Consider the following 23,661-nt stretch of genomic DNA (forward strand, 5'->3'; position numbering starts at 1 on the left):
ATGAAATGGGCGAATGCGGGTGCGGCGGCAGGTCAGCCGCCGCCGACGGCGACGACGATCTCGACCGCATCGCCACTGGCCAGCGCCGTGTCGGCATGGCGGCTTTTCGGCACGAGTTCGCCATTGACCTCGACCGCCACGCGGCGTTCCCGCAAGGACTCATGGGCCAGCAATGTCGCCACGGTCTGCGGCGCAGACACTTCGCGCCGGACACCGTTGACGGTAAGCACCAGGATATTCATGGGTAGTGTGACTTGGCGGACGATGGAAAGCGGGAAAGTGTAATCACCGGTGCAGCGCAACCCAAGCGTTTTGTCGCCGCGCCGGCTCAGCCGCGCACGGCGCGCTCGACCAGCGGCTGCGCCAGGATGTGGTTCAGTACTTCGTTCAGGTGCTGGGCGCTGCCGACCTGCAGGCGGAAATGAATCTGCACATAGCCTTCGCCATGGTGCGCGTCCTGCATGTCGACGCTCTCGATATTCGCCCCGCCCTCGCTGATGGCGGCGGCAACGCTGGCCAGTGCGCCACGCGCACTCTGCGCCAGGATGGTCACCGGCACGCTGAACAGGCGCGGCGTGCGGATTTCCCACTCGGCATCCAGCACCCGGTCCGGGTCGAGCCGTTTGAGCTGGGCGCAGTCGCGGGTGTGCAGCACCATGCCCTGGCCCTTGGTCAGCGCGGCGGCGATGCGTTCGCCCGGCAGCGGCGAGCAGCAGGCCGCGTACTGGATCGAACTGCCCTCGTTGCCGCGAATCACCAGCGGCCCGCTGCGCGCCGGACCACCGAGCACTTCGCCGGCCAGTTCCAGCAGCCGGGCCGCGACGACCATCGCCTGCTGCTTGCCGGCGCCAATGCTGGCCAGCACGTCGGTCGACTTGACGTTCTTGTCGCCGACTTCCTTCAGGTACGCACTCCACACGCCATCGGACAGCACGAACGGCTGCGCGGCCAGCGAATGGATCGACTGCTTCAGCAGGCGGTCGCCCAGCACGCGCGCTTCCTCGCGATGCAGGGTCTTCAGATAGCTGCGGATCGCCGAGCGCGCCCGGCCGCTGACGACGAAGTTCAGCCAGCTCGGGTTCGGCTTCGAGTGTGCGGCGGTGATCACTTCGACCGTGTCGCCGTTTTTCAGCTCGGTGCGCAGCGGCACCAGCTCGTGATTGACCTTGGCGGCGATACAGCGATGGCCGATGTCGGTGTGGACCGCATAGGCGAAATCGACCGGTGTCGCCCCCTGCGGCAGCACCAGGATCTTGCCCTTCGGCGTGAACACGTAGACCTCGTCCGGGAACAGGTCGATCTTGATGTGTTCGTAGAACTCGACCGCATCGCCGGTTTCGGCCTGGATGTCGAGGATGTCCTGCAGCCACTGGTGGGTGCGCTGACGCGCCGCGTCCATGGTCGGGCCACCGGACTTGTACATCCAGTGGCTGGCCACGCCGGTTTCGGCGATCTTGTGCATTTCCCGCGTGCGCACCTGCACTTCGATCGGCGTGCCGTACGGACCGAACAGCGTGGTGTGCAACGACTGGTAGCCATTCGACTTCGGAATGGCGATGTAATCCTTGAACTTGCCGGGAATCGGCTTGTACAGCCCGTGCAGCGCGCCCAGCGCCAGGTAGCAACCGGGCACGTCGTTGACGATGACACGGAATGCGTAGATGTCCAGTACCTCGGAGAAGCTCAGGTGCTTTTCCTGCATCTTGTGATAGATGCTGTACAGGTTCTTTTCGCGGCCCCGGATGGTGGCCTCGATATTCGCTTCCAGCAGCTTGCGCGCCAGCGACTGCATGATCTTGCCGACCAGTTCGCGCCGGTTGCCGCGCGCGGCCTTCACCGCCTTGGACAGCACGTGGTAGCGGTTCGGGTACAGGTGCTTGAAGCACAGGTCCTCGAGTTCGCGGTACACCTTGTTCAGGCCGATGCGGTTGGCAATCGGGGTATAGACGTCCAGCGTTTCCTGGGCGATGCGCCGGCGTTTTTCCTCGCGCATCGAATCCAGCGTGCGCATGTTGTGCAGCCGGTCGGCCAGCTTGATGATGATCACGCGGATGTCGCGCGCCATCGCCAGCACCATCTTGCGGAAGTTTTCCGCCTGGCGCGATTCCTTGCTCTGGTATTCGAGCCGCTCCAGCTTGGACAGCCCGTCGACCAGTTCGGCCACCTGCTTGCCGAAACGCTCGGCCAGCGTCGCCTTGGCAACGCCGGTGTCCTCCATGGTGTCGTGCAGCAGCGCAGCAGCCAGGCCCTGCGCGTCCAGCTTCCATTCGGTGAGGATCTGCGCCACCGCCAGCGGATGGGTGATGTACGGTTCGCCGCTCTTGCGGGTCTGGCCGGTATGCGCGTCGCGCGCGAACTCGAAGGCCGTACGCAGGAACGGTACGTCGTCCGGCTTCAGGTAGGTCGCGGCAGTGGAAAGCAGCGCTTCCGCCTGGGCATTCACCATGGCGTCATAGTCGATGGTGTGGGCGTCGGCGCTGTTCATGCTGTTATCGTTCGCGGTCGGTGATCAGCTGCGGGCGCGGTCGAGCAGTTCGCGACCGACATGGCCGGCGGCGATCTCGCGCAGGGCCACCACGGTCGGTTTGTCCTTGGCGCCGTCGATCAGGGTCTGGCCGCCGTTGGCGATCTGGCGGGCGCGGTAGGCCGCGGCCAGCGTCAGGTCGAAGCGGTTCGGGATGCGCTTGAGGCAATCGTCTACAGTTACTCGTGCCATCTGTTTGTCCTGTTCGTGTCGTGTAAGGGTGGGCGGATCAGTCCAGCGACTGCATGGCGGCGATCTGCCGGCCACGGCGCTCCATCTGCTGCAGTTGCGTCAGGCGCTCGGCGCGAACCACGGACACCAGGTCCCTGACCGCTTCATCGAGTTCTTCATTGACCACAACATAATCGAATTCGGCCACATGGTCGATCTCGCTGCGCGCGGCGGCGAGCCTTTTCTGCATGGTGGCCTCGTCGTCCTTGCCCCGGCCGCGCAGGCGGTGCTCCAGCACTTCGACCGACGGCGGCAGGATAAAGATCCCGATCGCTTCCGGAAACGTGCGCCGTACCTGCTGCGCGCCCTGCCAGTCGATTTCCAGCAGGATGTCGCGTCCGGTCGACAGCTGCTCGCGGATCCAGGTTTCGCTGGTGCCGTAGTAGTTGCCGTAGACCTCGGCGTATTCGAGGAAGTCGCCACGGTCGATCATCGACTCGAACGTGGTCCGGTCGACGAAATGGTAGTGACGGCCGTGCGTCTCGCCGTCCCGCGGTGCGCGCGTGGTATAGGACACCGAGAGCTGCACCTGCTTGTCGGCTGCAAGCAGGGCTGCGACCAGCGTGGTCTTGCCGGCGCCGGAAGGCGCGGTGACGATGAAGATATTACCGCTCTGCATGGGATTGGAAGGCAAGGATTCGAAATTGTCGAATTTTCCAGATTATCACAAAAGGCCATCGCCGCCGACACCGGCCGCCATGCCGATCACATGATCCAGCGCAGTCCCGTGCGATAACAGCGCGTTGGCGCAGGCATTTTTTGCGTAGAATACGCGCCTTCCTCCTTATCCAAACCTTATGGGATGCGCCGAGATGGCTTCTCTCGATTCGTTTTTCAAGCTGAAGGAACACGGCACGTCGGTCAAAACCGAAGTGATTGCCGGCCTGACCACCTTCCTGACCATGGCCTACATCATCTTCGTCAATCCGGCGATCCTGTCCCAGACCGGGATGGACTTCAACGCCGTGTTCGTCGCCACCTGCATTGCCGCCGCCCTCGGCACCATGGTGATGGGGCTGGTGGCCAACTACCCGATCGCACTGGCTCCGGGCATGGGCCTGAACGCCTACTTCACCTTCGCCGTGGTCAAGGGCATGGGCGTACCGTGGGAAACCGCGCTGGGCGCGGTGTTCATTTCCGGCGTGATCTTCGTCGCCATCACCAGTCTGAAAATCCGCGAGCTGATCGTCAATGCGATTCCGCATTCGCTGAAGCTGGCGATTTCGGCCGGCGTCGGCCTGTTCCTCGCCATCATCGGTCTGAAGGGCGCCGGCGTGATCGCCGCGTCGCCGGCCACCATGGTCACACTCGGTGACATCCAGTCGCCGAGCACGCTGCTGGCCGTATTCGGTTTCATCGTCATCGTCGCGCTCGAATACCGCAAGGTGACCGGCTCGATCATTATCGGCGTGCTGCTGGTCACGCTGCTGTCGGTGCTGCTGAACCTGACCGAATTCAAGGGTGTATTCGCCGCACCGCCGTCGATCGAACCAACCTTCATGAAGATGGACCTGGCCGGCGCTTTCCACAGCGGCCTGATCGGCGTGATCTTCATCTTCTTCTTCATTGACCTGTTCGACACCACCGGCACCCTGGTCGGCGTGTCGCACCGTGCCGGACTGCTGGACAAGAACGGCCGCCTGCCGCGACTGCAGAAGGCGCTGTTCGCCGACTCCACCGCCATCATGGCCGGCGGCATCCTCGGCACTTCCAGCGTGACCGCCTATGTCGAATCGGCAGCCGGCACCGCCGTCGGCGGCCGCACCGGCCTGACCGCCGTCGTCGTCTCGCTGTGCTTCCTGGCGGCGCTGTTCCTGTCGCCGCTGGCCGGCACCGTTCCGGCCTTTGCCACCGCGCCGGCCCTGTGCTACGTCGCCGTGCTGATGGCGCGCGGCCTGTCGGAAATCGACTGGGATGACCTGACCGAATCGGCGCCGGCGGTGATCACTGCCGTTGGCATGCCGTTTACCTACTCGATTGCCGATGGCATCGCGTTCGGTTTCATCAGCTATACCCTGATCAAGATCCTGTCGGGACGTTACCGCGACATCACCCCGACCGTGGTCATCATTGCGGCATTGTTCGCGGTCAAGTTTGCGTTCTTCCACTGACCACCACACTACCGACGGGACTACCATCGTCCGCTGCGCCCGCCACCAGGCGGGCGCCAGACAGCTGGAAAATTTTTATGGCCGAGTTGCAACACCTCACTTACGCCGACTATATCAAGGCGCATATCCGCACCGTTTCCGACTGGCCGCAGCCAGGCGTGCAGTTCCGCGACATCACGCCGCTGCTGCAGGATCCGAAAACCTTCCGCGTACTGGTCGACATTTTTGTCCATCGCTATATGGACCAGCGCGTGGACATGGTGGCCGGGCTCGATGCGCGCGGGTTCATTCTCGGTTCGGTCGTTGCCTATGAGCTGAACGTCGGCTTCGTCCCGATCCGCAAGAAGGGCAAGCTGCCGTTCACCACCATCGCCGAGCAGTACGAACTCGAATACGGCAGTGCCACGGTCGAGGTCCATGCCGATGCCTGCACGCCGGGTCAGCGCTTCGTCGTCATCGACGATCTGATCGCCACCGGCGGCACCATGACCGCCGGGGTCAAGCTGCTCCGCCGGCTCGGTGCGGACATCGTCGAAGCCGGCGCCATCGTCGATCTGCCGGAACTCGGTGGTTCGCAGGTGATCCGCGATGCCGGTATCCCGCTGTTCACCGTCTGCGATTTCGCCGGCCACTGATTCGCCCGCTCCCCGGCGCGGATGACGCCGGGGTCCCCTGTCCAGAACCAAAGATGGTCAGACCACCGCCTCATACAGGAGAGCGAGAATGCAGCAAACTCCCCCCACTACCACGCCGCCGGCCGCCGGGCCGGAAGGGCTCCACCGCAGCCTGAAGGCCCGGCACCTGACCATGATCGCCATCGGCGGTTCCATCGGCACCGGGCTGTTCGTCGCCTCCGGAGCATCGGTGGCCCAGGCCGGCCCTGGCGGCGCACTGGTCGCCTATGCGCTGATCGGCCTGATGGTCTATTTCCTGATGACCAGCCTCGGCGAACTGGCTGCCTACATGCCGGTTTCCGGCTCGTTCGCCACCTATGGCGAACGTTACGTCGACCCGGGCTTCGGCTTCGCGCTCGGCTGGAACTACTGGTTCAACTGGGCGGTCACCATTGCGGTCGAACTCGCCGCGGCCCAGATCGTCATGCATTACTGGTTCCCTCACGTTCCCGGGATGTACTGGAGCGTGATCTTCCTCGCGCTGATGTTCCTGCTGAACTTCATTTCGGTGAAGGGCTTCGGCGAAGCCGAATACTGGTTCGCGATGATCAAGGTCATTACCGTCATCGTCTTTATCGGCGTCGGTCTGGCCATGATCTTCGGCGTGATGAGCGGCCACACGTCGCCGGGACTGAGCAATTTCTTCATTGCCGACGCCCCGTTCGCCGGCGGACTGCCGGCCATGGTCGGCGTGGCGATGATCGCCGGCTTCTCGTTCCAGGGCACCGAACTGATCGGCGTTGCCGCCGGCGAATCGGAAAACCCGGAAAAGAACATTCCGCGCGCCATCAAGCAGGTGTTCTGGCGCATCCTGCTGTTCTATGTGTTCGCCATCTTCATTATCGGCGCCCTGCTGCCGTACACCGATCCGCTGCTGCTGAAGAACGACGTGACCGACATCGGCACCTCGCCGTTCACGCTGGTCTTCCAGCGCGCCGGGCTGGCCTTCGCCGCCGGGCTGATGAACGCGGTGATCCTGACCGCCATCCTGTCGGCCGGCAACTCCGGCATGTATGCGTCGACCCGCATGCTGTACAACATGGCCACCAACGGCATGGCGCCAAAGATCTTCGCCCGGCTGTCCAGCGGCGGCGTACCGCGCAATGCGCTGTATGCCACCACGGCCATCGGCATGCTGTGCTTCACCTCGTCGCTGTTCGGCGACCAGGTGGTCTACCTGTGGCTGCTGAACACGTCCGGCATGTGCGGCTTCATCGCCTGGCTCGGCATCGCCATCAGCCACTACCGCTTCCGCAAGGGCTTCCTGCTGCAGGGCCACTCGCTGGACGAGCTGCCGTACCGCTCGCCGTACTTCCCGTTCGGCCCGCTGTTCGCGTTCTTCCTGTGCATGGTGATCACGCTGGGACAGAACTACGAGGCCTTCCTCGGCAACCGGATCAACTGGAGCGCGATCGTCGCCACCTATGTCGGCATTCCGCTGTTCCTCGCCATCTGGTGGGGCTACCGGATCAAGCACAAGACCCGCTTCGTCAAGTACAGCGAAATGTCGTTCCCGACCAGCGCCCACGAGCGTTCCGGCGACAAGCACTGACAGCAGCTGCAAAAAGCCCCCGGCCAGGCAGGCCGGGGGCTTTTTCGTTGCCAGCGCAACCGGGGTCAGGACTCGGAGCTATCCTCGCCGTGGCGGTGCTTCTCCGCGGCCATCCACACATAGATCGGCAGGCCCAGCATCAGCAGCAGCATGCCCCACATGATGGTTTCCGCCCCGGCGCCATACAGCGCCCAGACCGAATAGGCGAAGCCCAGCGAAGCAATGGCCACCGCACGGCCGACATGGCGCGCCGGCTTGCGGCCGGTGGCGATGAACAGCAGCTCGGCCGCAGCGGCAAACGCGTACGGCAGCAGGGTGGTCATGGTCGCCAGCAGGATGATGAAGTTGAAGATTTCCACCATGCCGCGGCTGCCGGAGTAGTTGCAGATCAGCAGAATGGTCACCAGCACCGACGACACCAGCAGGCCGAAGGCCGGCACCCGGCGCTTGCTCAGCTGGGCGAAACGTTTCGGAAACAGTCCGTCGCGCGCGGCGGCAGCCGACACGTGGCACGGCATCAGCGACCAGCCATTGATCGCGCCGAGGCAGGACACGGCCGCACCGATGCCGACCACGGTATAGGCCCAGTCACCCCACATCACCCGGGCGGCATCGGCCATCGGCGCCGGCGAACTGGCAAGCTGGTCGTGCGGCAGCACGCCCATGACCGCAACGGTCACGCCGATATAGACCACGGCAGCGATCAGCGTGCCGATCAGTGTGGCGCGCGGGATGGTCTTTTCCGGGTTTTCAACATCGCCGGCCGGCACCGCCGCCGATTCGAGGCCGAGGAAGGCCCACAGCGTCAGTGCGGCGACCGAGCTGATGCCCTGCCCGACAGGCAGGTTGTTCGGATTGAAAACCAGGTTGTCGGCATCGAACCAGAACAGGCCGAGGGTCGCGATGGCCACCAGCGGCAGCAGCTTGATCACGGTGGTCACCACCGCCACCCCGCCGGCGCTCTCGACCCCGCGCAGATTGATGCAGGTCACCAGCCACACCAGGCCGATCGAGCACAGACCGCCGGCGTAATGGTTGCTGGCCAGGATCGGGAAAAAGCCGGACAGATAGCTGGTGAAGGCGACCGCAATGGCGGCATTGCCGGCCCACAGCGCAATCCAGTAGCCCCAGGCGATCCAGAAGCCGGCAAAGCTGCCGAACGCATCATGCGTGTACGCATACGGTCCGCCGTCGCGCGGCATCCGCGCCGTCAGGCTGGCGAACACCAGCGCAATCAGTACCGCCCCCATCGCCGTCAGCACCCAGCCCACGATCGCCATCCCGCCATACGGTGCCAGTGACGATGGCAGCAGGAATACCCCGGACCCGATCATGTTGCCGCAGACCAGTGCAATGCACATCCACAAGCCGAGGCCCTTTTTCTTCTCAGCCATCATTAGCTTTCTCTGATTTACCTACCCAGAGGGTAATGGCATTGCCGCTCGTTTTCCAACAAAAAATGCACAGAAAGTAAAAAAGCCGGCATGTCATAACATGCCGGCCCGGACTGTCCATCCACCCCTAACCCGCGAAGAACGGACGAGCGAAGCGAGGTTTCCCCGCGGCGGCGGGGACGGAAGAGGCAGGATTCAATCAGACAGACTGCCGTGCTCACGGCAGATCCTGTCAGTCGGGCGTGTACCGACGCCACTGCTGCCGTCGGTGCCCTCCTTCATGAGCAGTCTGGGCCGGCATGTCATAACATGCCGGCCCAGTTTCTCCTGCCGCGATTTTTCCCTGCTTATGCTGCCGGTTTGGTGTCCCTGGACAGGAAGAAGGCATCGGAGAAAAACGCATCTTCCGGCAGCCCGCGCTCGCGGATAAAGCTGCCGTGCGCCGCCTCAACCATGACCGGCGCGCCGCAGGCGTAGATCTCGTGGCCGGACAGGTCACTGAAGTCGTCGAGCACCGCCTGGTGGACGAAACCGGTCCGTCCGGTCCAGCCGTCCGTCGCCAGCGGTTCGGACAGCACCGGCACATAGCGGAAGTCCGGCAGCCGGGCTTTCCACGCTTCCGGCAGCGCCGGCATGTACAGGTCGGCCAGGGTGCGCGCGCCCCAGTACAGCACCATCGGCCGCGTCACGCCGATATGGATCGCATGCTCGATAATGGCCTTGACCGGTGCAAAGCCGGTGCCGCTGGCCAGAAACACGATCGGCTTGTCGGAGTGTTCCTGCAGGAAGAAGCTGCCCATCGGCCCCCGGAAACGCAGGATTTCCTTTTCCTTCATCTGGTGGAACACGTACTCGGAAAAAGTCCCGCCCGGCATGTGGCGGATATGCAGTTCCAGCAGGCCGTCCTCGTGCGGCGCATTGGCCAGCGAGAAGCTGCGGGCCTTGCCATCCTTCATCAGGATGTCGATGTACTGGCCGGCGAGGAACTGCAGCCGTTCGGACACCGGGATCTTCAGCTTGAGCACGGCGACGTCGTGAACACGTTCGATTTTTTCGACCCGGCACGGCAGGGTCTTGATCTGGATGCTGCTGGCCGCTTCGACCTCGCGCACCGAGACGGTGACATCGCCGACCGGCTCGGCACAGCACAGCAGTGCCATTCCGTCCTGGCGTTCGGCATCGGGCAGCGCCTTGGCCTGGTGCGGACGGTGACTGACCTCGCCGGACAGCACCTTGCCCTTGCAGGCGCCACAGGCACCATTGCGACAGCCATACGGCAGCGCCACGCCCTGGCGCAGTGCGGCCTCGAGAATGGTTTCCTGCGCTTCGACCGTCAGACAGCGGCCACTCGGTTGCAAAGTCACTTGGGACATAAACGATCCAGATGCGGTGCGGACAGCGGGTGACGCGGCAAACCCCACGCATCACGGCGACAGCCATCCGGGCTGATTGCGATAAAAAAGCCCCGTGTTCGGCGGTGGCGGTGGCGACCGGCTACAATGCCGGCATGCCCGATTTCCCGACCCTGCTCGTCGTCGGCGCCGGCGATGTCGCCCGGCGCGCGCTCCCTCGTCTGACCGGCCGCTACCGCGTGCTGGTGGTTCACCGCCGGGCGGAACAGGCCACCATGTGGCGGGCACTGGGCGCGCTGCCAATCCACGCCGATCTCGACGATCGCGCGTCGCTGGAGCGGCTGGCCGGGCTGGCCGACTGCGTGCTGTACACCGCGCCGCCGGACGAATCCGCCAGTGGTGACAGCCGGGTCGCGCGGCTTGCCAACGTACTCAAAAGGCGGGCAAGCATACCACGCCGGATAGTCTATATCAGTACCAGCGGCGTGTACGGCGACCGCCACGGGGCGCCGACACCGGAAACGGCGCCATGCCGTCCGGACTCGGCGCGCGGCATGCGCCGGCTGACGGCAGAACGGCTGTGGCGACAATTTGCCCGCCAGACCGGTGCCAGCGTCACCATACTGAGGGCACCGGGCATCTATGCCGGTGACCGCCTGCCGCTGGCACGGCTGCGCGCCGGCACGCCGTGCGCGATCGCCAGCGAGGACACGCCGGCCAACCGCATCCATGCCGACGATCTGGCCCTGCTGTGCGTGGCCGCGCTCGAACGCCATGGTGGCATTCGCTGCTACAACGTCTGCGACGACAGCCAGCTGGCCACCGGCGAGTGGCTGGATGCCATCGCCGACCGTTACCGGCTGACCCGCCCGCCGCGTCTGCCGCATGCCGAACTGGCCACGGCCGTGTCGCCGGCGCAATGGTCGTTTCTGCGCGAGTCTCGCCTGCTGCTGAATGCGCGCATGCATGCCGAACTGCCCGTTGCCTTGCGCTATCCGACCCTGGACGCCTTTCTGGCGTCCGCTGATGCCACCATCGAACTGGTCGCCGACGCGGCCGCCGGGTAACATCGCCGGCTTTGTCATTCCCCGCGTCCCGCCACATGGAAAATCCCGACTTCCAGCGCCATATCAAGAGCTTCGTCCTGCGTCAGGGGCACCTGACCCCGGGACAGAAGCGCGCCTACGACACGCTGTTCCCGCGTTTCGGCATCGAGTACACCGGCCAGCCGCTGGACCTGGATGCCGCCTTTGGCCGCCAGGCAGCGAAAATCCTCGAAATCGGCTTCGGCATGGGCCAGGCCAGCGCGGAAATCGCCGAGCGCCATCCCGAACAGGATTACCTGGGCATCGAGGTTCACGGACCCGGTGTCGGCAGCCTGCTGAAGCTGGTCGGCGAGAAGCAACTGGAAAACATCCGCGTCATCCGCCATGACGCGGTCGAAGTCGTGCGGGAAATGCTGCCGGCCGACAGCCTGGACGGCATCCATATCTTCTTCCCCGACCCGTGGCACAAGAAACGCCACAACAAGCGCCGGCTGGTGCAGCCCGGATTCGTCGCCCTGCTGGTATCGCGACTGAAGCCGGGGGCCTACCTGCACCTGGCGACCGACTGGGAAGACTACGCCATCCAGATGCTGGACGTGCTGTCCGCCAATCCGGATCTGGTCAACACCGCCGCCGGTTACGCGCCACGCCCCGACTACCGGCCACTGACCAAGTTCGAGCAGCGCGGCCTGCGCCTCGGCCACGGGGTCTGGGACCTGGTGTTCCGCCGGAAACCACTCGTCAGTCCGCAATGACAGTCATGCAACCCCTGCCTAGATCTAGATAAAGACCAGGCAGAGAGTGCTACCGGACACCACGGTACGGCCTCGCTCCCCGCCGGCCAGCCGTGGAGATCATGATGCCTGCAGTTCAGAATGCCCAGTCCCCGGCTACCCGCCCGCGCCTGACTGCGGCGGTGTCACCCGCCCCGCTCACGCGGGTCGGCATGCATGGTCAGCTGGTAGACCGGATCGGCACCCGCCAGTGGTATCACCTTGGCAATGGCGCACGCAGCTACGACCCGGTTTCCCAGCGTTTCCTGCGTCTGGACCCGCACAGCCCGTTCGGCAGGGGCGGTATCAATGCGTATGCATTCTGCAGCGGTGATCCGGTCAACCGGCGCGATCCATCCGGCTATTACGTGCTTGGCACCACCACCGACATCACTGGCTACATTGCCAACGCCACCGGCATCCTGGCCAGTCTGGCCGGCATCATCCTCAACTTCATGAGTGGCGGCACGCTGGCCCTCATCATCGCCTCGGTCGGCCTTGTAGTGGCAGTGACGGGCATGTCGCTGCAAAGCGCCGGCAGCGCACTGGGAGCGGACTCCGCACTGGGCAATGCTCTGTCGCTGGCCGGCAATATCCTGGTCGCCATCGGCAACACCATCGGTTTTGCCACGGCGGTTCATGGCATCAAGACGATGGTCGCCCTCCACAAGATACAACTGAGACAGGCGAATCTCGCGGCACTGCAGCACTTGCGGCGCAGACCCGCACGAACGGTGTCCATGCTGTCAGAAAGGTTCAGCACCACGCGGCAGTGGGTCTCGCAGCATTTCCACAGATTACCCCCCCAGCACGCGCCATTCAGAACGCGGTCTGCCCCGGCATCGGTGCCGGTGTCATCTGGCCAGAGCAATGCGGCATTCCATGCCGAGACCGCTGCCGGGTCCCTGTTTGAACTCAACGTGCGGGGTCTCCAGTTCACCAGCGGGCTGCCGCGCTCCCTATCCTGGCACAGCAGCCTCTCACAACTGCCAGGCACTCTGGTCTGAGCGCGGCAGCAGGCGCTCGATGGCGTCGACAAGCGCTGCCGGCCTGGTCGCAGGCGCATAGCGATCGACCACCGCGCCCTGCGGGTCGACCAGAAACTTGGTGAAATTCCACTTGATGCGCTCGGTGTTCAGCACGCCGGGCTTCTCGTGCGTCAGGTAGGCGTACAGCGGATGCGCCTGCGCGCCATTGACATCGATCCTGGCAAACATCGGAAAACTCACCCCGAAGCGGGTGGTGCAGAACTGGCCGATTTCCGCCTCGTTGCCCGGCTCCTGTCCGCCGAACTGGTTGCATGGAAAGCCGAGCACGCTGAACCGGCGGTCATGGAAACGCTCTTGCAGCGCCTGCAGGCCAGCGTATTGCGGGGTAAAACCGCACTCGCTGGCGGTGTTAACGATCAGCAGGACCTGGCCCGCATAGTCGGACAGTTTCTGCTCGCTGCCGTCGAGACGCACGGCGGAAAAATCATGGACACTCGGCATCGCTGCTCCTTGGCAATGGGTCACAGGGTATAATCCCTACCAATCTACTCAAGTTATCCCCTGGCCGCTGCATGTTCAATCCCAGCCGTGACGAAGCCCGCCGTTTCCTGTTCGATACCTGGCAGAAGCATCATGCCGGACAGCCGCTGACCGACCTCGAACGGATCGCGCTGGCCATCGAACTGGAACACCCCGAATACCAGCCGATGCTGGCCGACCCCGACCGCTACCTCGACCGCGACTGGCGTCCGGAGGGCGGCGAAACCAACCCGTTCCTGCACATGATGATGCATCTGTCGATCGAGGAGCAGGTGTCGATCGATCAGCCCGCCGGCGTCCGCGATCTGGTCGACCGCCTCGCGGCCCGGCTCGGCACCCGTCACGATGCCCAGCATGCGGCGATGGACGGTCTGGCGGAGATGATCTGGCTGGCCCAGCGCAACGGCAGCATGCCGGACCCGAACGTCTACCTGAACGTGCTGCGCCGCCGGATCGGCGAGGGCGAAGCCTTCGACCTCGCCCGGCCGGGCGACGAACCCTGAACCGATGGAGAACGGCATGACCGGTGAGCGCTGCCCGTGGTGCGGGACCGACCCGCTGTATATCGCCTATCACGACGAGGAATGGGGGCGCCCGGTCCACGATGACCGCAAGCTGTTCGAGATGCTGATCCTGGAAGGCGCCCAGGCCGGTCTGTCGTGGATCACCATCCTGCGCAAGCGCGACGGTTACCGCCGCCGCTTCCATCAGTTCGACCCGCAGCGGGTCGCCGCGATGAGCGACGAGGAGCTGGAGGCCGCACTGCAGGACCCGGGCATCGTGCGCAACCGGCTCAAGGTGGTCAGCGCCCGCCGCAATGCACGGGTCTTCGTCGCCATGCAGGCCGAGCACGGTTCGTTTTCCGACTGGCTGTGGTCGCACGTGGACCGGCAGCCGGTCGTCAGCCGTTTCACCCGCTACACCGACGCGCCAGCCTCGACCCCGCTGTCTGACCGGATCAGCAAGGCGCTGAAAAAAGCCGGCATGAATTTCGTCGGCAGCACGGTCATCCAGGCGTACCTGCAGGCAGTCGGCGTGGTCAGCGACCACCAGGCCGATTGCCCCTCGCACCCGGACCACGTCCGGCCACCGTCGGTCTGAGGACAGCGCCAGCCCATTCGTCGGGAATTGCAACCGGCGCCAGACCAGCCCTTACTATGCAGGAAGAAGGAAACGTTCAGACACCAGTCCATCGACCGCGAATTGATGTGCGGCCAGGAACTCCACGAGGAGGAAACGCCATGCCATCACGTTCCCCGTCTCCGGCAACGGCCAGGGCAGCAGCGCAAGCCGTCAGAATCTGGAAAAAGCGTCCACGGCTCGGCCTGCATGGCATGCTTTCAGACTATGTCGGCAACAAAAATTACTACCATGTGGGTAATGGTGTACGCAGCTACGACCCGATAATTCAGCGCGTCCTGCAACCGGACCCATTGAGCCCGTTCGGGACGGGAGGCATCAATCCCTATGCATTCTGTCTGGGCGACCCGGTCAACAATCGTGATCCTTCCGGTTATTCAGCGATTTCCAACACCGGAATCGCCCTCGGCCTGGTCAGTCTGGTCCTCTCCATTGCCACCTTTGGCACGGCATCCATACTGGCCAGTCTGGGGCTGGCGCTGGCGATCATCTCCGTCGCTACCGGCGCGGCCTCCAATCTGCTGGCCGGCTCAAGCCCTGGACAGGCAGCAACGCTGGGAAGGGTATCCTACGGCCTGGGGGTCGCCGCGAGTCTGGTTAGCCTGGTCCTGGGCGCCATCGGTTTCGGCGCATGGCGGTTGGGCAGACATCTGCGGAAAAACCCCGATTTTGACATGTCACTGAGAGTCTGGAACAAGGGGCCGGGCGTACAGACAGTCGGCATCCATGGCTCACCCCATGTGACGATCGCCGCAAACAAGCTGTTGCGCGCCCCCCAACTGGCCAGACGTATCCGCCCGCTGCTCGACGCCGACACGGACACCGTGTTGCTGGGGTCGTGTCACGCAGGCCAGGGCAACAGCATGTCCTCCGTCGCCCAGGTTGTCGCAAACCGGCTGGGCAAGACTGTCGTGGCCGGCAAGGGAACCGTTTCACCCGAGTACCTCTGGAAGTCGTTCACGCTGCACAAGCTGCCGTACGAGGACGTCCGGGTCTTCCAGGCTCAGGGCATGTGGACCTCTGCGCGCACCAGCCTGGTCAATACGGTCCGGTTCGAACAGCAGAGCACAGCGATTTACCTGAGGCAGCTGTACGCACACCATTGATACGGCGTCAGCGGCTCAGATCGTCTTCGAGTAGCGGGCGTGGGTCTGTTTCTCGCGCAGATAGCGGTCGAACACCATGGCAATGGTGCGGATCAGGAAACGCCCCTGCGGCGTCACGGCGATCCACTCGTCATCCAGCTCGACCAGTCCGTCAGCCTCGTATTCGGCCAGCCGGGCCATTTCCGGCGCGAAATACTGCTTGAAGTCGATGCCGAAACCCTCGCCCATCGCTTCCATCGACAGCGAGAAGCGGCACATCAGCGCCTGAATGATTGCCCGGCGCAGCAGGTCGTCGGCACTCAGCAGCAGACCGCGGACGATCGGCAGCCGACCTTCGTCCAGCATCGCATAATACTGTTCGAGGTCTTTTGCGTTCTGGTGATAGCTGGCGCCGACCTTGCCGATGGCCGAGGTCCCGATGGACACCAGATCATGGTCGGCATGGGTCGAGTAGCCCTGGAAGTTCCGTTGCAGCCGTCCCTGGCGCAGGGCCACGGCCAGATCGTCGTCCGGCAGGGCGAAGTGGTCCATGCCGATGAATTCGTAACCGGCATCGGTCAGCATCTGCACCGCCATCTGCAGGATGTCGAGCTTGACCTCGGCCGACGGCAGATCCGCTTCGTTGATGCGCCGCTGCGGCATGAAGACCGTCGGCAGGTGGGCGTAGTTGTACAGCGCCAGCCGGTCCGGACGGATGCTGAGCACCGTCTCCAGCGTACGCCGGACCGAGTCGACGGTCTGGTGCGGCAGGCCGTAGATCAGATCGAGGCTGACCGACTTGAAGCCGGACGACCGCGCGGCGTCGATGACCGTCAGCGTCTCCTCGACACTCTGTACCCGGTTGACGGCCTTCTGCACCTGCAGATCAAAATCCTGCACCCCGACCGACATGCGGTTGAAGCCCTGGGTCGCCAGCAGCCGCACCGTGTCGGCGCTGACCTTGCGCGGATCGATCTCGATCGAGTATTCGCCAGTGGGCAACAGGTTGAAATGGCGACGGATCGCGTCCATCAGCCGCTGCATCTGCTCGTCGGACAGGAAGGTCGGCGTGCCGCCGCCGAAGTGCAGCTGGATCAGGTCCTGGCGCGGCCCCAGCCCTTCGGCATGCAGCGCCAGCTCGCGTTCGAGATAACCCAGATAGGTATCCGCACGCGTCTTGTCCTTGGTAATGACCTTGTTACAGGCGCAGTAGTAGCAGACTGTATTACAGAACGGTATATGAGCGTATAATGATACTGGCTTGGCGCTGGCGCCGATTTGCCTTTGCTCAAGGCAGTGGCGATAATCTACGCCGTTGAATTCGGTGGTAAAACGGTCTGCCGTCGGATACGAGGTGTAGCGAGGACCGCTGCCGTCGAGGCGTTCGATCAACTCTCGGTCGAAAATGAACTGGGCGGGAGCCACGTTGTCGTGAATTGCTGTCGTCATAAATGGATAAACCTCTCAGGCAGTGAACCACTTTGCCTGAATCGTGCAGGGGCGCCTTTGATAGTCGTCAAGCCTGGCATGATAACAACCTGAACGGATCATCATGGCCGAACACAATCCGCTTACTGCCCACACGCTGAAGATCTCCTGCTCGAACTGCAGTCTTCGCGAATTGTGCCTGCCCATCGGACTCAATCGCGAGGAGATGAGCCAGCTCGACGCCGTGATCCGGCAGAGTCGGCGCCTGAAGCGCGGCGAGTACCTGTTCCGCGCCGGCGAGGCGTTCAAGTCCATGTTCGCCATCCGGACCGGCTTTTTCAAGACCTGCATTTCCAGCCATGACGGCCGCGAGCAGGTCACCGGTTTCCAGATGTCCGGCGAGCTGCTGGGCCTGGATGGCGTCTCCAGCAGCCTGCACGGCTGTGATGCGATCGCGCTCGAGGATGCCGAGGTCTGTGAACTGCCGTTCTCGCGCATGACCAGTCTCGGTCGTGACATCCCGACCCTGCAGCATCATTTCTTCCGGTTGATGAGCCGTGAAATCGTCCGTGACCAGTCGGTCATGCTGCTGCTCGGCAACATGAAGGCGGAAGAACGTCTGGCCGCCTTCCTGCTCAACCTGTCCCAGCGCTTCTCCGCCCGCGGCTTCGCCGCCAACGATTTCATCCTGCGCATGAGCCGTGAGGAAATCGGTTCCTTCCTCGGTCTGAAGCTGGAAACCGTCAGCCGCACGCTGTCGAAATTCCAGGCCCAGGGCTGGATCATTGTCGAACACAAGCACATCCAGCTGATTCAGCCGGAGAACCTGAAGACCCTGGTCGGCGGCTGCCAGCAGAGCATGCCGATCGCCACCACCTGAACCCGGTTCAGAACAGTCCCAGCGACAGGCCGAGCGCCAGCGTCGCACCGACCTCGGCCGCGCGCTCCAGCGCGGCCTGGTCGGGCTCCCCATGCACGATCAGCGGCTCGCAGGCCGGCGTCAGCGGATAGCCGCGCGCAATGCGTTCGATCGCGACTCGCGCCCCGCTGCCGTCATTGCCGGCACAGATCAGGATCGCATACGGCAATCCTTCCACCCGCCCCTGGGCCGGGTAGAACGTGCGATCGAAAAAATCCTTCAGCGTGCCGGCCATGTAGCCGAAATTTTCCGGCGTGGCGACAATCAGGCCGTGACAGGCCAGCAGATCGTCGATGCCGGCCTGCTGCGCCGGCAGCAGCCGCACGTCGATCTCCCCCTCGCCCGCCTCACTGGCCGCCGCCGCCGCGGCCCGCGCCAGCTGCAGGTTGCGCCCGGTCTGACCGGCCCACAGGATCAGCAGCTGCTTCATCATTCCTTCTCCCCGCCATCCAGCGCCGCGATGCGCGCCATCAGGGTGGCCAGCCGGCCGGGCTCCGGCCAGTGCGCCGGCACCACGAAGCCGCGCGACACTTCCTGCCAGTCGTCATCGCCGACGGCCTGCATTTCCGCCACCATCAGCGCCTCTCTCCTGCCCGCCAGCCGCGCCTGCAGCTCGGCGGCGGTCTGCACGTCGGCCCGGCCAGCCCGGGCCGGGGACAGCCAGTCGAGCCGGAGCAGGTGCAGATAGCGGCTGTCGGCCGCCCGTGCCGGCCAGGCCTCCCCCTGATGCCGCCACCAGTGCACCGGTTCGCCGCTGCCGGCCGGCCGGAACAATTGCCCGCGCAACACGGTAAAGGCCGGGCAGCCGGCGAAACCGGGCGGGAGGGTCGCCGCCGCACGCGCATCGCCGGCCAGCGCCAGCTGGCGCACCAGTTGCGCACGTTTCAGCGCCAGCGCATCGCGCAGGTCGGTCCCGACCCAGCACTGCGGCGCGACTTCCAGATAGAACTTGCACGCCATTTCGACATGGAGCGGCCGTCCGTCCAGCCGCAGCAGGAAATCGAACTCGCCGAGGGTATGCGCCTCGACCCGCACCGCGCGGTTGGCCGCCACCAGTTCAAGCTGCGCACTCCGCTGTGCCAGCCAGAAGGCCAGCAGCGCCTCGGCATGGGCGCCAAGGCGCCCGGTGCGCCGGGCCGCCAGCCAGTCCAGCAATACGGCAGGGCGGCGGTCCAGTGCCAGCAGCCGTTCGGCAGCCCGCGGTCCGGCCAGCAGGGCCCGGTCGAACTCGACACCGCTGTCCCACGGCGACGGCCCGAGCAGCAGTGACGCCAGTGCCCGCACCGCCGGTTCGCGCAACGAGGCCAGCAACGGCAGCAGGCGGGGATCGGCGGCGCAGTTCACGCGACTCAGTCGTGTCGGTACGGGTCCGGCCCGCAGCGGCGTTCGATCTGCTTCAGCATGCCGCGCAGGATATCGATCTCCTGCCGCTCCAGGCTGGCGCGGTCATACAGGGTGCGCAAGCGGCGCATCAGCCGTTCGCCATTGCGCCGGTCATAGAAACCGATACCGTCGAGCACCCGGTCGAGATGACCATAGAACCCTTCGACCTCTTCATGACTGGCCAGTTCGGCATCGGCCCGCAAATGATCAAGCGGGAATGCCAGCTGGCTGAACAGCTCATAGCACATGACCTGTACCGCCTGGCCGAGGTTCAGCGAAAAATAGTCCGGGTTGCCGGCAATGGTGACCAGCCGGTTGCAGCGCGCGACCTCGTCGATCGACAGTCCGTAGGTTTCGTTGCCGAACACCAGTGCAACCTCGACCCCGTCGCGGGCCGCCGCCAGCAGCTCGGCACAGGCGTCGCGCGGCGCGGCCAGCGGCGTGGTCAGCTCGCGCTTGCGGCTGGTCAGCGCACAGGCGATGGACACGCCTTCCAGCGCGGCATCGAGCGTGCCGGTCACCACGGCGTTCTCCAGCACATCGGCCGCGCCGGATGCCAGCGTGGTCGCCTCGGCATCGGGAAAACGCTTTGGCTCGACCAGATACAGGCGGGTCACGCCCATGGTCTTCATCGCGCGCGCGGCGGCGCCGATATTGCCGGGATGGGAAGGACGCGCCAGAACGACGCGCACATTACGCAAAAAATCAGGGACTTCGGGTTTCGACATTGAGAAAACTGCGTTAAAATTCCGGCCATCAAAAGGCCCGGAACATCCAACTGTCCGGGTCTTTATCGTTCCTTAAACCCGGACTATCCAGACGCGCGGCGGCAAGAATTCGCGGCGCGCCCCCTTTGCCAGAGAGGCTCCCATGCATCCGATGCTGACCATCGCGGTCAAGGCCGCGCGTCGCGCCGCCAACATCATTCAACGCGCGTCGAACAACCTCGACCTGATCCGCGCCGAGCAGAAACAGCACAACGACTTCGTCAGCGACGTCGACCGTGCGGCCGAAGCGGCCATCATCGACATGATCCGGGATGCCTACCCCAAGCACGCCATTCTAGCCGAGGAATCGGGCGGGGCCTCGCTGTCCGACGCCGAATACCTGTGGATCATCGATCCGCTGGACGGCACCACCAACTTCCTGCACGGCTATCCGCAGTATTGCGTATCCATCGCCCTCGCGCACAAGGGCCAGATCCAGCAGGCCGTGGTCTATGATCCGAACCGCAACGACCTGTTCACCGCCAGCAAAGGCGGCGGCGCTTTCCTCAATGATCGCCGCATCCGCGTCAGCAAGCGCATCAGCCTGGCCGACAGCCTGATCTCCACCGGCTTCCCGTACACCGACGTCAGCTATCTGGACCAGTACCTGGCCATGTTCGCCGACATGATCCGCAAGACCGCCGGCGTGCGCCGCGAAGGCTCGGCCGCGCTCGACCTGTGCTATGTCGCCAGCGGCCGCGTGGACGGCTACTGGGAACTGAACCTGAAATCGTGGGACATCGCCGCAGGCAGCCTGATCGCCCAGGAAGCCGGCGCCATTGTCACCGACGTGTTCGGCGAGCAGGGCTGGCTGGAATCCGGTGACGTGGTCGCCGCCAACCCGAAGGTGCTGGCGCAGATGCTGCACACGCTGGCACCGCACGTCCGGTAATCATTTCCGGCAGTTTGCGATCCGCCCCATGGCAGACCTCCGGTCTGCCATTTTCATTTATCGACGGCTGCCAGCCGCTCGGCCAGCCCCCATGTTCCGACAAAATCCAGGAAGGCGCGCAGCGCGGCCGACACGTGGGTGCGGGTCGGATAGACAGCGAAATACTGGTTCGGCAACGGCGGATACGCTGCCAGCAGTTCGACCAGTTGCCCGCTGGCCAGCTCGCACCGGCACATGAACGCCGGCAGCATGGCAATGCCGGCACCATGAACGGCAGCCTGCTGCAGATACATCAGGCTGCTGCTGCGCATGCCCGGCGACGGCACGACCCGCTGCAGGCCATCCGCCCCCGTCAGCGGCCAGTCCGGGGCCGGATGATGAACCAGACAGGCATGAGCGGCGAGATCGGCCGGTGAAACCGGCAGGCCGGCGTGCGCCACATAGTCCGGGGCCGCCACCAGAGCACGGCGCACCTCGCCGACATGCCGGCTGACAAAGCTCGAATCCGCCAGCCGCCCGGTACGAAACGCCAGGTCGATGCGCTCGCCGATCAGGTCGAGATGGGCATCGGTCACCAGCATGTCGACGCTGATCAGCGGGTAGCGGCGGCGAAATGCCGGCACCAGCCCGGCGAACAGCAGCGCGCCGGAAGCCTCCGGCGCAGTAATGCGCAACTGGCCGGCCGGCGCATCGCGCAGCCGGGAAACGGCCGCATCGGCGGCACGACCGGCTTCGACCATGCGCTGGCAGTGGCCGACATACAGCTGCCCGGCGGCAGTCAGACTCAGCTTGCGCGTACTCCGCTGCAACAGCCGCACACCCAGCGAGGCTTCCAGCCTGGCCAGTTGCTGACTGACCGTGGATTTGGGCAGGCCGAGCGCCTGCGCCGCAGCAGTAAAGCTGCCGCTTTCCACCACCTGCACAAAGACTGCCATCCGGTCGAATTCCGGCGTCATTGTTCATCCTGACGGACAAAGTTTCCACATTGGGCAGTCTAATCGGCGAATCCACCGCCGACTACACTTCCGGCATCACTCATCGTCATCGCCTGGAGACACCACCATGAAAGCCGTCGGCCTGTACCGCTACCTGCCCATCGACCACGCCGAGTCGCTGCTCGATATCGAGTTGCCACTGCCGGAACCGGGACCGAATGACCTGCGCGTCGCCGTGCGCGCCATTGCCGTCAATCCGGTCGATACCAAGGTGCGCGCGCCAAAAGCACAACAGGAAAGCACGCCGCGCGTGCTTGGCTGGGATGCAGCCGGCGTGGTCGATGCCGTCGGCCGCGATGTCACGCTGTTCAAACCCGGCGACCGGGTCTACTACGCCGGCGACATCACCCGTCCCGGCTGCAACGCCGAGTTCCAGCTGGTCGATGAACGCCTGGTCGGCCCGATGCCGGCCAGCCTCGACTTTGCCGCCGCGGCCGCTCTGCCGCTGACCGCCATCACCGCCTGGGAGGCCTGCTTCACCCGTCTTGGCATCAGCCCGGACGGGCAGGATGCCGGCAAGACGATACTGATCGTCGGCGGTGCGGGAGGGGTCGGTTCGATCGGCATCCAGCTGGCCAGAACGCTCGGCCGGCTGACGGTGATCACCACCGCCTCACGAACCGAATCCGCAAGCTGGTGCCGCGAGCTCGGTGCCGATCATGTCATCGACCATCGCGGCGACCTGGTCGCACAGGTTCGGGCACTGGGGCTGGACACGGTTGACTACATCGCCTGCTTCAACGACACCGACCAGCACTTCCCGGCACTGGCCGAGCTGATCCGGCCGCAGGGCACCATCGTCACCATCGTCGAGAATGCCCGCCCGCTGCCGGTCGAGCTGCTGAAAAGCAAGAGCGCGGCCTTTGCCTGGGAGTTCATGTTCACCCGCGCCATGTTCCGCACCGACGACCGCATCGAGCAGCACCGCCTGCTGGCACGCATCGCCGACGGCATCGACGCCGGCCGGCTGCGCTCCACGCTCGGCGAAGTGCTCGGCCCGATCGACGCCACTACCCTGCGTCGCGCCCACGCCCGGCTCGAGGCCGGCCACACCATCGGCAAGCTGGTACTGGAAGGCTGGTCCTAACGGAAAAACACACTCGGGGCGACACCAAACTGGCGCTTGAACATGGCGGTGAACGCACTGGGGCTGTCGTAGCCGAGGCCAAGGGCGACATCGACCACCTTGCTGCCGGTGGCCAGTGCTTCCAGCGCTGCCTGCAGCCGGGCCTGTTGCCGCCACTGGCCGAAGGTCATGCCGGTCTCGCGCACAAAACGCCGGGCAATGGTGCGCGGATCGAGCGCCAGTCGCGCCGCCCACTGCGCCAGTGTGGTGGCATCGTCGGGGCTGGCCACCAGTGCCGCGCACAATTGCTGCAGGGCCGGGTCCGACGGCAGGGTCAGTTGCAACGGCAGGGTCGGAATCTCGCGCAGCTCATCCAGCAGCAACCGCATCAGCCGCCCGTCGCGAGAGTCAGACAGATAAGGTATCCGGACATCGATGGCAGCCAGGATCAGCTCGCGCAGCAGCCCGGAAATGCCGAGCACCCGGCAGCTGTCCGGCAAGTCCGGCGCGGCATCGCAGCGGATAAAGACCGTGCGCATGCGCACATCACCAACCATGCGCACCCAGTGCGAGGTGCCGGCCGGCATCCACAGCCCGCGCGTCGGCGGCACCACCCACTGTCCATGCGCGGTGCCGACCACCAGCACCCCCTGCACGGTATGGATCAGCTGTGCGTTCGGGTGACTGTGCGGCGGCGTGACATGACCGTCGGCATAATCGATCGCCATCGCAATCACCGGCACGTCACGCCGGTCGTAGGCCAGATAGCGGGGAGGGAGCTGCATCGATGACCTTTCGCT

25 protein-coding genes are annotated in these 23,661 nt (G+C 64.6%); 12 read left to right on the forward strand and 13 right to left on the reverse strand.

The genetic code is table 11. The annotated features are described in order from the left end of the window. Window positions 1–32 precede the first annotated feature (32 nt). The 4 genes from thiS to gmk form a co-directional block, all read right to left on the reverse strand. Window positions 33–242, reverse strand: a complete 210-nt coding sequence (gene thiS, locus Q352_RS0103100; RefSeq protein ID WP_199489709.1) for a sulfur carrier protein ThiS — start codon at window positions 240–242, stop codon at window positions 33–35. Window positions 243–328: 86 nt separating this feature from the next. Then, window positions 329–2,485, reverse strand: a complete 2,157-nt coding sequence (locus tag Q352_RS0103105; protein ID WP_028498088.1) for a RelA/SpoT family protein — start codon at window positions 2,483–2,485, stop codon at window positions 329–331. A 24-nt stretch (window positions 2,486–2,509) separates the two neighbouring features. Next, window positions 2,510–2,716, reverse strand: a complete 207-nt coding sequence (rpoZ, locus tag Q352_RS0103110; protein ID WP_028498089.1) for a DNA-directed RNA polymerase subunit omega — start codon at window positions 2,714–2,716, stop codon at window positions 2,510–2,512. Window positions 2,717–2,753: 37 nt separating this feature from the next. Further along, window positions 2,754–3,374 carry a guanylate kinase gene (gene gmk, locus Q352_RS0103115; RefSeq protein WP_028498090.1) on the reverse strand — a complete coding sequence of 207 codons (621 nt, stop codon included), beginning with the start codon at window positions 3,372–3,374 and terminating at the stop codon, window positions 2,754–2,756. A 178-nt stretch (window positions 3,375–3,552) separates the two neighbouring features. On the opposite strand from gmk, the gene Q352_RS0103120 reads away from it, so the two are divergent. The 3 genes from Q352_RS0103120 (at window position 3,553) to Q352_RS19590 (ending at window position 7,092) form a co-directional block, all read left to right on the forward strand. After that, the gene (locus Q352_RS0103120; RefSeq protein WP_373280108.1) at window positions 3,553–4,866 is read left to right on the forward strand and encodes an NCS2 family permease; all 1,314 of its coding nucleotides are present in this window, start codon (window positions 3,553–3,555) and stop codon (window positions 4,864–4,866) included. Between the two features lie 77 nt (window positions 4,867–4,943). Then, a complete protein-coding gene (locus Q352_RS0103125) occupies window positions 4,944–5,501 on the forward strand; it encodes an adenine phosphoribosyltransferase (protein ID WP_028498092.1) in 558 nt (185 codons plus the stop codon). A gap of 88 nt (window positions 5,502–5,589) precedes the next feature. Continuing rightward, window positions 5,590–7,092 (forward strand): amino acid permease, encoded by a 1,503-nt coding sequence (locus tag Q352_RS19590; RefSeq protein ID WP_051528638.1) that lies wholly within the window; start codon window positions 5,590–5,592, stop codon window positions 7,090–7,092. A 65-nt stretch (window positions 7,093–7,157) separates the two neighbouring features. Here Q352_RS19590 and Q352_RS0103135 read toward each other — a convergent pair whose 3' ends face one another. Beyond that, window positions 7,158–8,486, reverse strand: a complete 1,329-nt coding sequence (locus Q352_RS0103135) for an amino acid permease (RefSeq protein ID WP_036385175.1) — start codon at window positions 8,484–8,486, stop codon at window positions 7,158–7,160. Window positions 8,487–8,833: 347 nt separating this feature from the next. Then, complete coding sequence (locus tag Q352_RS0103140) at window positions 8,834–9,859, reverse strand: CDP-6-deoxy-delta-3,4-glucoseen reductase (RefSeq protein ID WP_028498094.1); 1,026 nt, start codon at window positions 9,857–9,859, stop codon at window positions 8,834–8,836. Window positions 9,860–9,969: 110 nt separating this feature from the next. Between Q352_RS0103140 and Q352_RS19595 the strand changes: the two genes are divergently transcribed. The 3 genes from Q352_RS19595 to Q352_RS22140 all read left to right on the forward strand — a co-directional run bounded on the left by Q352_RS19595 (window position 9,970) and on the right by Q352_RS22140 (window position 12,664). Further along, the gene (locus Q352_RS19595) at window positions 9,970–10,905 is read left to right on the forward strand and encodes an NAD-dependent epimerase/dehydratase family protein (protein WP_233495158.1); all 936 of its coding nucleotides are present in this window, start codon (window positions 9,970–9,972) and stop codon (window positions 10,903–10,905) included. Between the two features lie 35 nt (window positions 10,906–10,940). Then, window positions 10,941–11,639, forward strand: coding sequence for a tRNA (guanosine(46)-N7)-methyltransferase TrmB (gene trmB / locus Q352_RS0103150; RefSeq protein WP_028498095.1), 699 nt, complete (start codon window positions 10,941–10,943; stop codon window positions 11,637–11,639). Window positions 11,640–11,740: 101 nt separating this feature from the next. Beyond that, the gene (locus Q352_RS22140) at window positions 11,741–12,664 is read left to right on the forward strand and encodes an RHS repeat-associated core domain-containing protein (protein WP_084299801.1); all 924 of its coding nucleotides are present in this window, start codon (window positions 11,741–11,743) and stop codon (window positions 12,662–12,664) included. On the opposite strand, the gene Q352_RS0103160 is transcribed toward Q352_RS22140, so the two are convergent. Beyond that, the gene (locus Q352_RS0103160) at window positions 12,638–13,147 is read right to left on the reverse strand and encodes a glutathione peroxidase (protein ID WP_028498097.1); all 510 of its coding nucleotides are present in this window, start codon (window positions 13,145–13,147) and stop codon (window positions 12,638–12,640) included. The two genes, Q352_RS22140 and Q352_RS0103160, sit on opposite strands and share 27 nt — an antisense overlap. Before the next feature lie 71 nt (window positions 13,148–13,218). On the opposite strand from Q352_RS0103160, the gene Q352_RS0103165 reads away from it, so the two are divergent. The 3 genes from Q352_RS0103165 to Q352_RS0103175 all read left to right on the forward strand — a co-directional run bounded on the left by Q352_RS0103165 (window position 13,219) and on the right by Q352_RS0103175 (window position 15,432). Continuing rightward, complete coding sequence (locus Q352_RS0103165) at window positions 13,219–13,689, forward strand: DUF1841 family protein (RefSeq protein ID WP_028498098.1); 471 nt, start codon at window positions 13,219–13,221, stop codon at window positions 13,687–13,689. 16 nt (window positions 13,690–13,705) lie between these two features. Beyond that, window positions 13,706–14,287 (forward strand): DNA-3-methyladenine glycosylase I, encoded by a 582-nt coding sequence (locus tag Q352_RS0103170; RefSeq protein ID WP_028498099.1) that lies wholly within the window; start codon window positions 13,706–13,708, stop codon window positions 14,285–14,287. A 140-nt stretch (window positions 14,288–14,427) separates the two neighbouring features. Continuing rightward, window positions 14,428–15,432, forward strand: coding sequence for an RHS repeat-associated core domain-containing protein (locus tag Q352_RS0103175; protein ID WP_211249589.1), 1,005 nt, complete (start codon window positions 14,428–14,430; stop codon window positions 15,430–15,432). 15 nt (window positions 15,433–15,447) lie between these two features. On the opposite strand, the gene hemN is transcribed toward Q352_RS0103175, so the two are convergent. Continuing rightward, window positions 15,448–16,860 carry an oxygen-independent coproporphyrinogen III oxidase gene (gene hemN, locus Q352_RS0103180; RefSeq protein WP_051528640.1) on the reverse strand — a complete coding sequence of 471 codons (1,413 nt, stop codon included), beginning with the start codon at window positions 16,858–16,860 and terminating at the stop codon, window positions 15,448–15,450. Window positions 16,861–16,963: 103 nt separating this feature from the next. On the opposite strand from hemN, the gene fnr reads away from it, so the two are divergent. Continuing rightward, window positions 16,964–17,719: a fumarate/nitrate reduction transcriptional regulator Fnr gene (gene fnr / locus Q352_RS0103185; RefSeq protein ID WP_028498102.1), complete on the forward strand. Its 756-nt coding sequence runs from the start codon at window positions 16,964–16,966 to the stop codon at window positions 17,717–17,719. Window positions 17,720–17,726: 7 nt separating this feature from the next. Here the strand turns inward: fnr and Q352_RS0103190 are convergent, their stop codons facing one another. The 3 genes from Q352_RS0103190 to Q352_RS0103200 are packed head-to-tail and all read right to left on the reverse strand — an operon-like array spanning window position 17,727 to window position 19,869. Further along, window positions 17,727–18,191, reverse strand: a complete 465-nt coding sequence (locus Q352_RS0103190) for a flavodoxin family protein (RefSeq protein ID WP_233495159.1) — start codon at window positions 18,189–18,191, stop codon at window positions 17,727–17,729. After that, the gene (locus tag Q352_RS19605; RefSeq protein WP_051528641.1) at window positions 18,188–19,102 is read right to left on the reverse strand and encodes a DUF1853 family protein; all 915 of its coding nucleotides are present in this window, start codon (window positions 19,100–19,102) and stop codon (window positions 18,188–18,190) included. Before Q352_RS19605 ends, Q352_RS0103190 begins: the two co-directional genes overlap by 4 nt. Window positions 19,103–19,107: 5 nt before the next feature. Then, window positions 19,108–19,869: an RNA methyltransferase gene (locus Q352_RS0103200; protein WP_028498104.1), complete on the reverse strand. Its 762-nt coding sequence runs from the start codon at window positions 19,867–19,869 to the stop codon at window positions 19,108–19,110. A gap of 142 nt (window positions 19,870–20,011) precedes the next feature. Here Q352_RS0103200 and Q352_RS0103205 point away from each other — a divergent pair, with 142 nt between their 5' ends. Next, window positions 20,012–20,800 (forward strand): inositol monophosphatase family protein, encoded by a 789-nt coding sequence (locus tag Q352_RS0103205; RefSeq protein ID WP_028498105.1) that lies wholly within the window; start codon window positions 20,012–20,014, stop codon window positions 20,798–20,800. 53 nt (window positions 20,801–20,853) lie between these two features. On the opposite strand, the gene Q352_RS0103210 is transcribed toward Q352_RS0103205, so the two are convergent. Further along, window positions 20,854–21,756 (reverse strand): LysR family transcriptional regulator, encoded by a 903-nt coding sequence (locus Q352_RS0103210; protein WP_028498106.1) that lies wholly within the window; start codon window positions 21,754–21,756, stop codon window positions 20,854–20,856. 106 nt (window positions 21,757–21,862) lie between these two features. On the opposite strand from Q352_RS0103210, the gene Q352_RS0103215 reads away from it, so the two are divergent. Continuing rightward, entirely contained in the window at window positions 21,863–22,882 is a 1,020-nt protein-coding gene (locus tag Q352_RS0103215; RefSeq protein WP_028498107.1) for a zinc-binding alcohol dehydrogenase family protein, read from the forward strand. Here Q352_RS0103215 and Q352_RS0103220 read toward each other — a convergent pair. Continuing rightward, window positions 22,879–23,646: an AraC family transcriptional regulator gene (locus Q352_RS0103220; RefSeq protein WP_036385103.1), complete on the reverse strand. Its 768-nt coding sequence runs from the start codon at window positions 23,644–23,646 to the stop codon at window positions 22,879–22,881. The genes Q352_RS0103215 and Q352_RS0103220 overlap by 4 nt on opposite strands. Window positions 23,647–23,661: the final 15 nt, after the last annotated feature.

It is taken from the genome of Microvirgula aerodenitrificans DSM 15089 (assembly GCF_000620105.1).
In the GTDB taxonomy this organism is placed as follows: Bacteria; Pseudomonadota; Gammaproteobacteria; order Burkholderiales; family Aquaspirillaceae; genus Microvirgula; species Microvirgula aerodenitrificans.

Excerpts from the sequence above, each read along its gene's own strand:
- thiS (WP_199489709.1), bottom strand. The coding sequence starts at position 242 with ATGAATATCCTGGTGCTTACCGTCAACGGTGTCCGGCGCGAAGTGTCT.
- Q352_RS0103105 (WP_028498088.1), bottom strand. The coding sequence starts at position 2,485 with ATGAACAGCGCCGACGCCCACACCATCGACTATGACGCCATGGTGAAT.
- rpoZ (WP_028498089.1), bottom strand. The coding sequence starts at position 2,716 with ATGGCACGAGTAACTGTAGACGATTGCCTCAAGCGCATCCCGAACCGC.
- gmk (WP_028498090.1), bottom strand. The coding sequence starts at position 3,374 with ATGCAGAGCGGTAATATCTTCATCGTCACCGCGCCTTCCGGCGCCGGC.
- Q352_RS0103120 (WP_373280108.1), top strand. The coding sequence starts at position 3,553 with ATGGGATGCGCCGAGATGGCTTCTCTCGATTCGTTTTTCAAGCTGAAG.
- Q352_RS0103125 (WP_028498092.1), top strand. The coding sequence starts at position 4,944 with ATGGCCGAGTTGCAACACCTCACTTACGCCGACTATATCAAGGCGCAT.
- Q352_RS19590 (WP_051528638.1), top strand. The coding sequence starts at position 5,590 with ATGCAGCAAACTCCCCCCACTACCACGCCGCCGGCCGCCGGGCCGGAA.
- Q352_RS0103135 (WP_036385175.1), bottom strand. The coding sequence starts at position 8,486 with ATGGCTGAGAAGAAAAAGGGCCTCGGCTTGTGGATGTGCATTGCACTG.
- Q352_RS0103140 (WP_028498094.1), bottom strand. The coding sequence starts at position 9,859 with ATGTCCCAAGTGACTTTGCAACCGAGTGGCCGCTGTCTGACGGTCGAA.
- trmB (WP_028498095.1), top strand. The coding sequence starts at position 10,941 with ATGGAAAATCCCGACTTCCAGCGCCATATCAAGAGCTTCGTCCTGCGT.
- Q352_RS22140 (WP_084299801.1), top strand. The coding sequence starts at position 11,741 with ATGATGCCTGCAGTTCAGAATGCCCAGTCCCCGGCTACCCGCCCGCGC.
- Q352_RS0103160 (WP_028498097.1), bottom strand. The coding sequence starts at position 13,147 with ATGCCGAGTGTCCATGATTTTTCCGCCGTGCGTCTCGACGGCAGCGAG.
- Q352_RS0103165 (WP_028498098.1), top strand. The coding sequence starts at position 13,219 with ATGTTCAATCCCAGCCGTGACGAAGCCCGCCGTTTCCTGTTCGATACC.
- Q352_RS0103170 (WP_028498099.1), top strand. The coding sequence starts at position 13,706 with ATGACCGGTGAGCGCTGCCCGTGGTGCGGGACCGACCCGCTGTATATC.
- Q352_RS0103175 (WP_211249589.1), top strand. The coding sequence starts at position 14,428 with ATGCCATCACGTTCCCCGTCTCCGGCAACGGCCAGGGCAGCAGCGCAA.
- hemN (WP_051528640.1), bottom strand. The coding sequence starts at position 16,860 with ATGACGACAGCAATTCACGACAACGTGGCTCCCGCCCAGTTCATTTTC.
- fnr (WP_028498102.1), top strand. The coding sequence starts at position 16,964 with ATGGCCGAACACAATCCGCTTACTGCCCACACGCTGAAGATCTCCTGC.
- Q352_RS0103190 (WP_233495159.1), bottom strand. The coding sequence starts at position 18,191 with ATGATGAAGCAGCTGCTGATCCTGTGGGCCGGTCAGACCGGGCGCAAC.
- Q352_RS0103200 (WP_028498104.1), bottom strand. The coding sequence starts at position 19,869 with ATGTCGAAACCCGAAGTCCCTGATTTTTTGCGTAATGTGCGCGTCGTT.
- Q352_RS0103205 (WP_028498105.1), top strand. The coding sequence starts at position 20,012 with ATGCATCCGATGCTGACCATCGCGGTCAAGGCCGCGCGTCGCGCCGCC.
- Q352_RS0103210 (WP_028498106.1), bottom strand. The coding sequence starts at position 21,756 with ATGACGCCGGAATTCGACCGGATGGCAGTCTTTGTGCAGGTGGTGGAA.
- Q352_RS0103215 (WP_028498107.1), top strand. The coding sequence starts at position 21,863 with ATGAAAGCCGTCGGCCTGTACCGCTACCTGCCCATCGACCACGCCGAG.
- Q352_RS0103220 (WP_036385103.1), bottom strand. The coding sequence starts at position 23,646 with ATGCAGCTCCCTCCCCGCTATCTGGCCTACGACCGGCGTGACGTGCCG.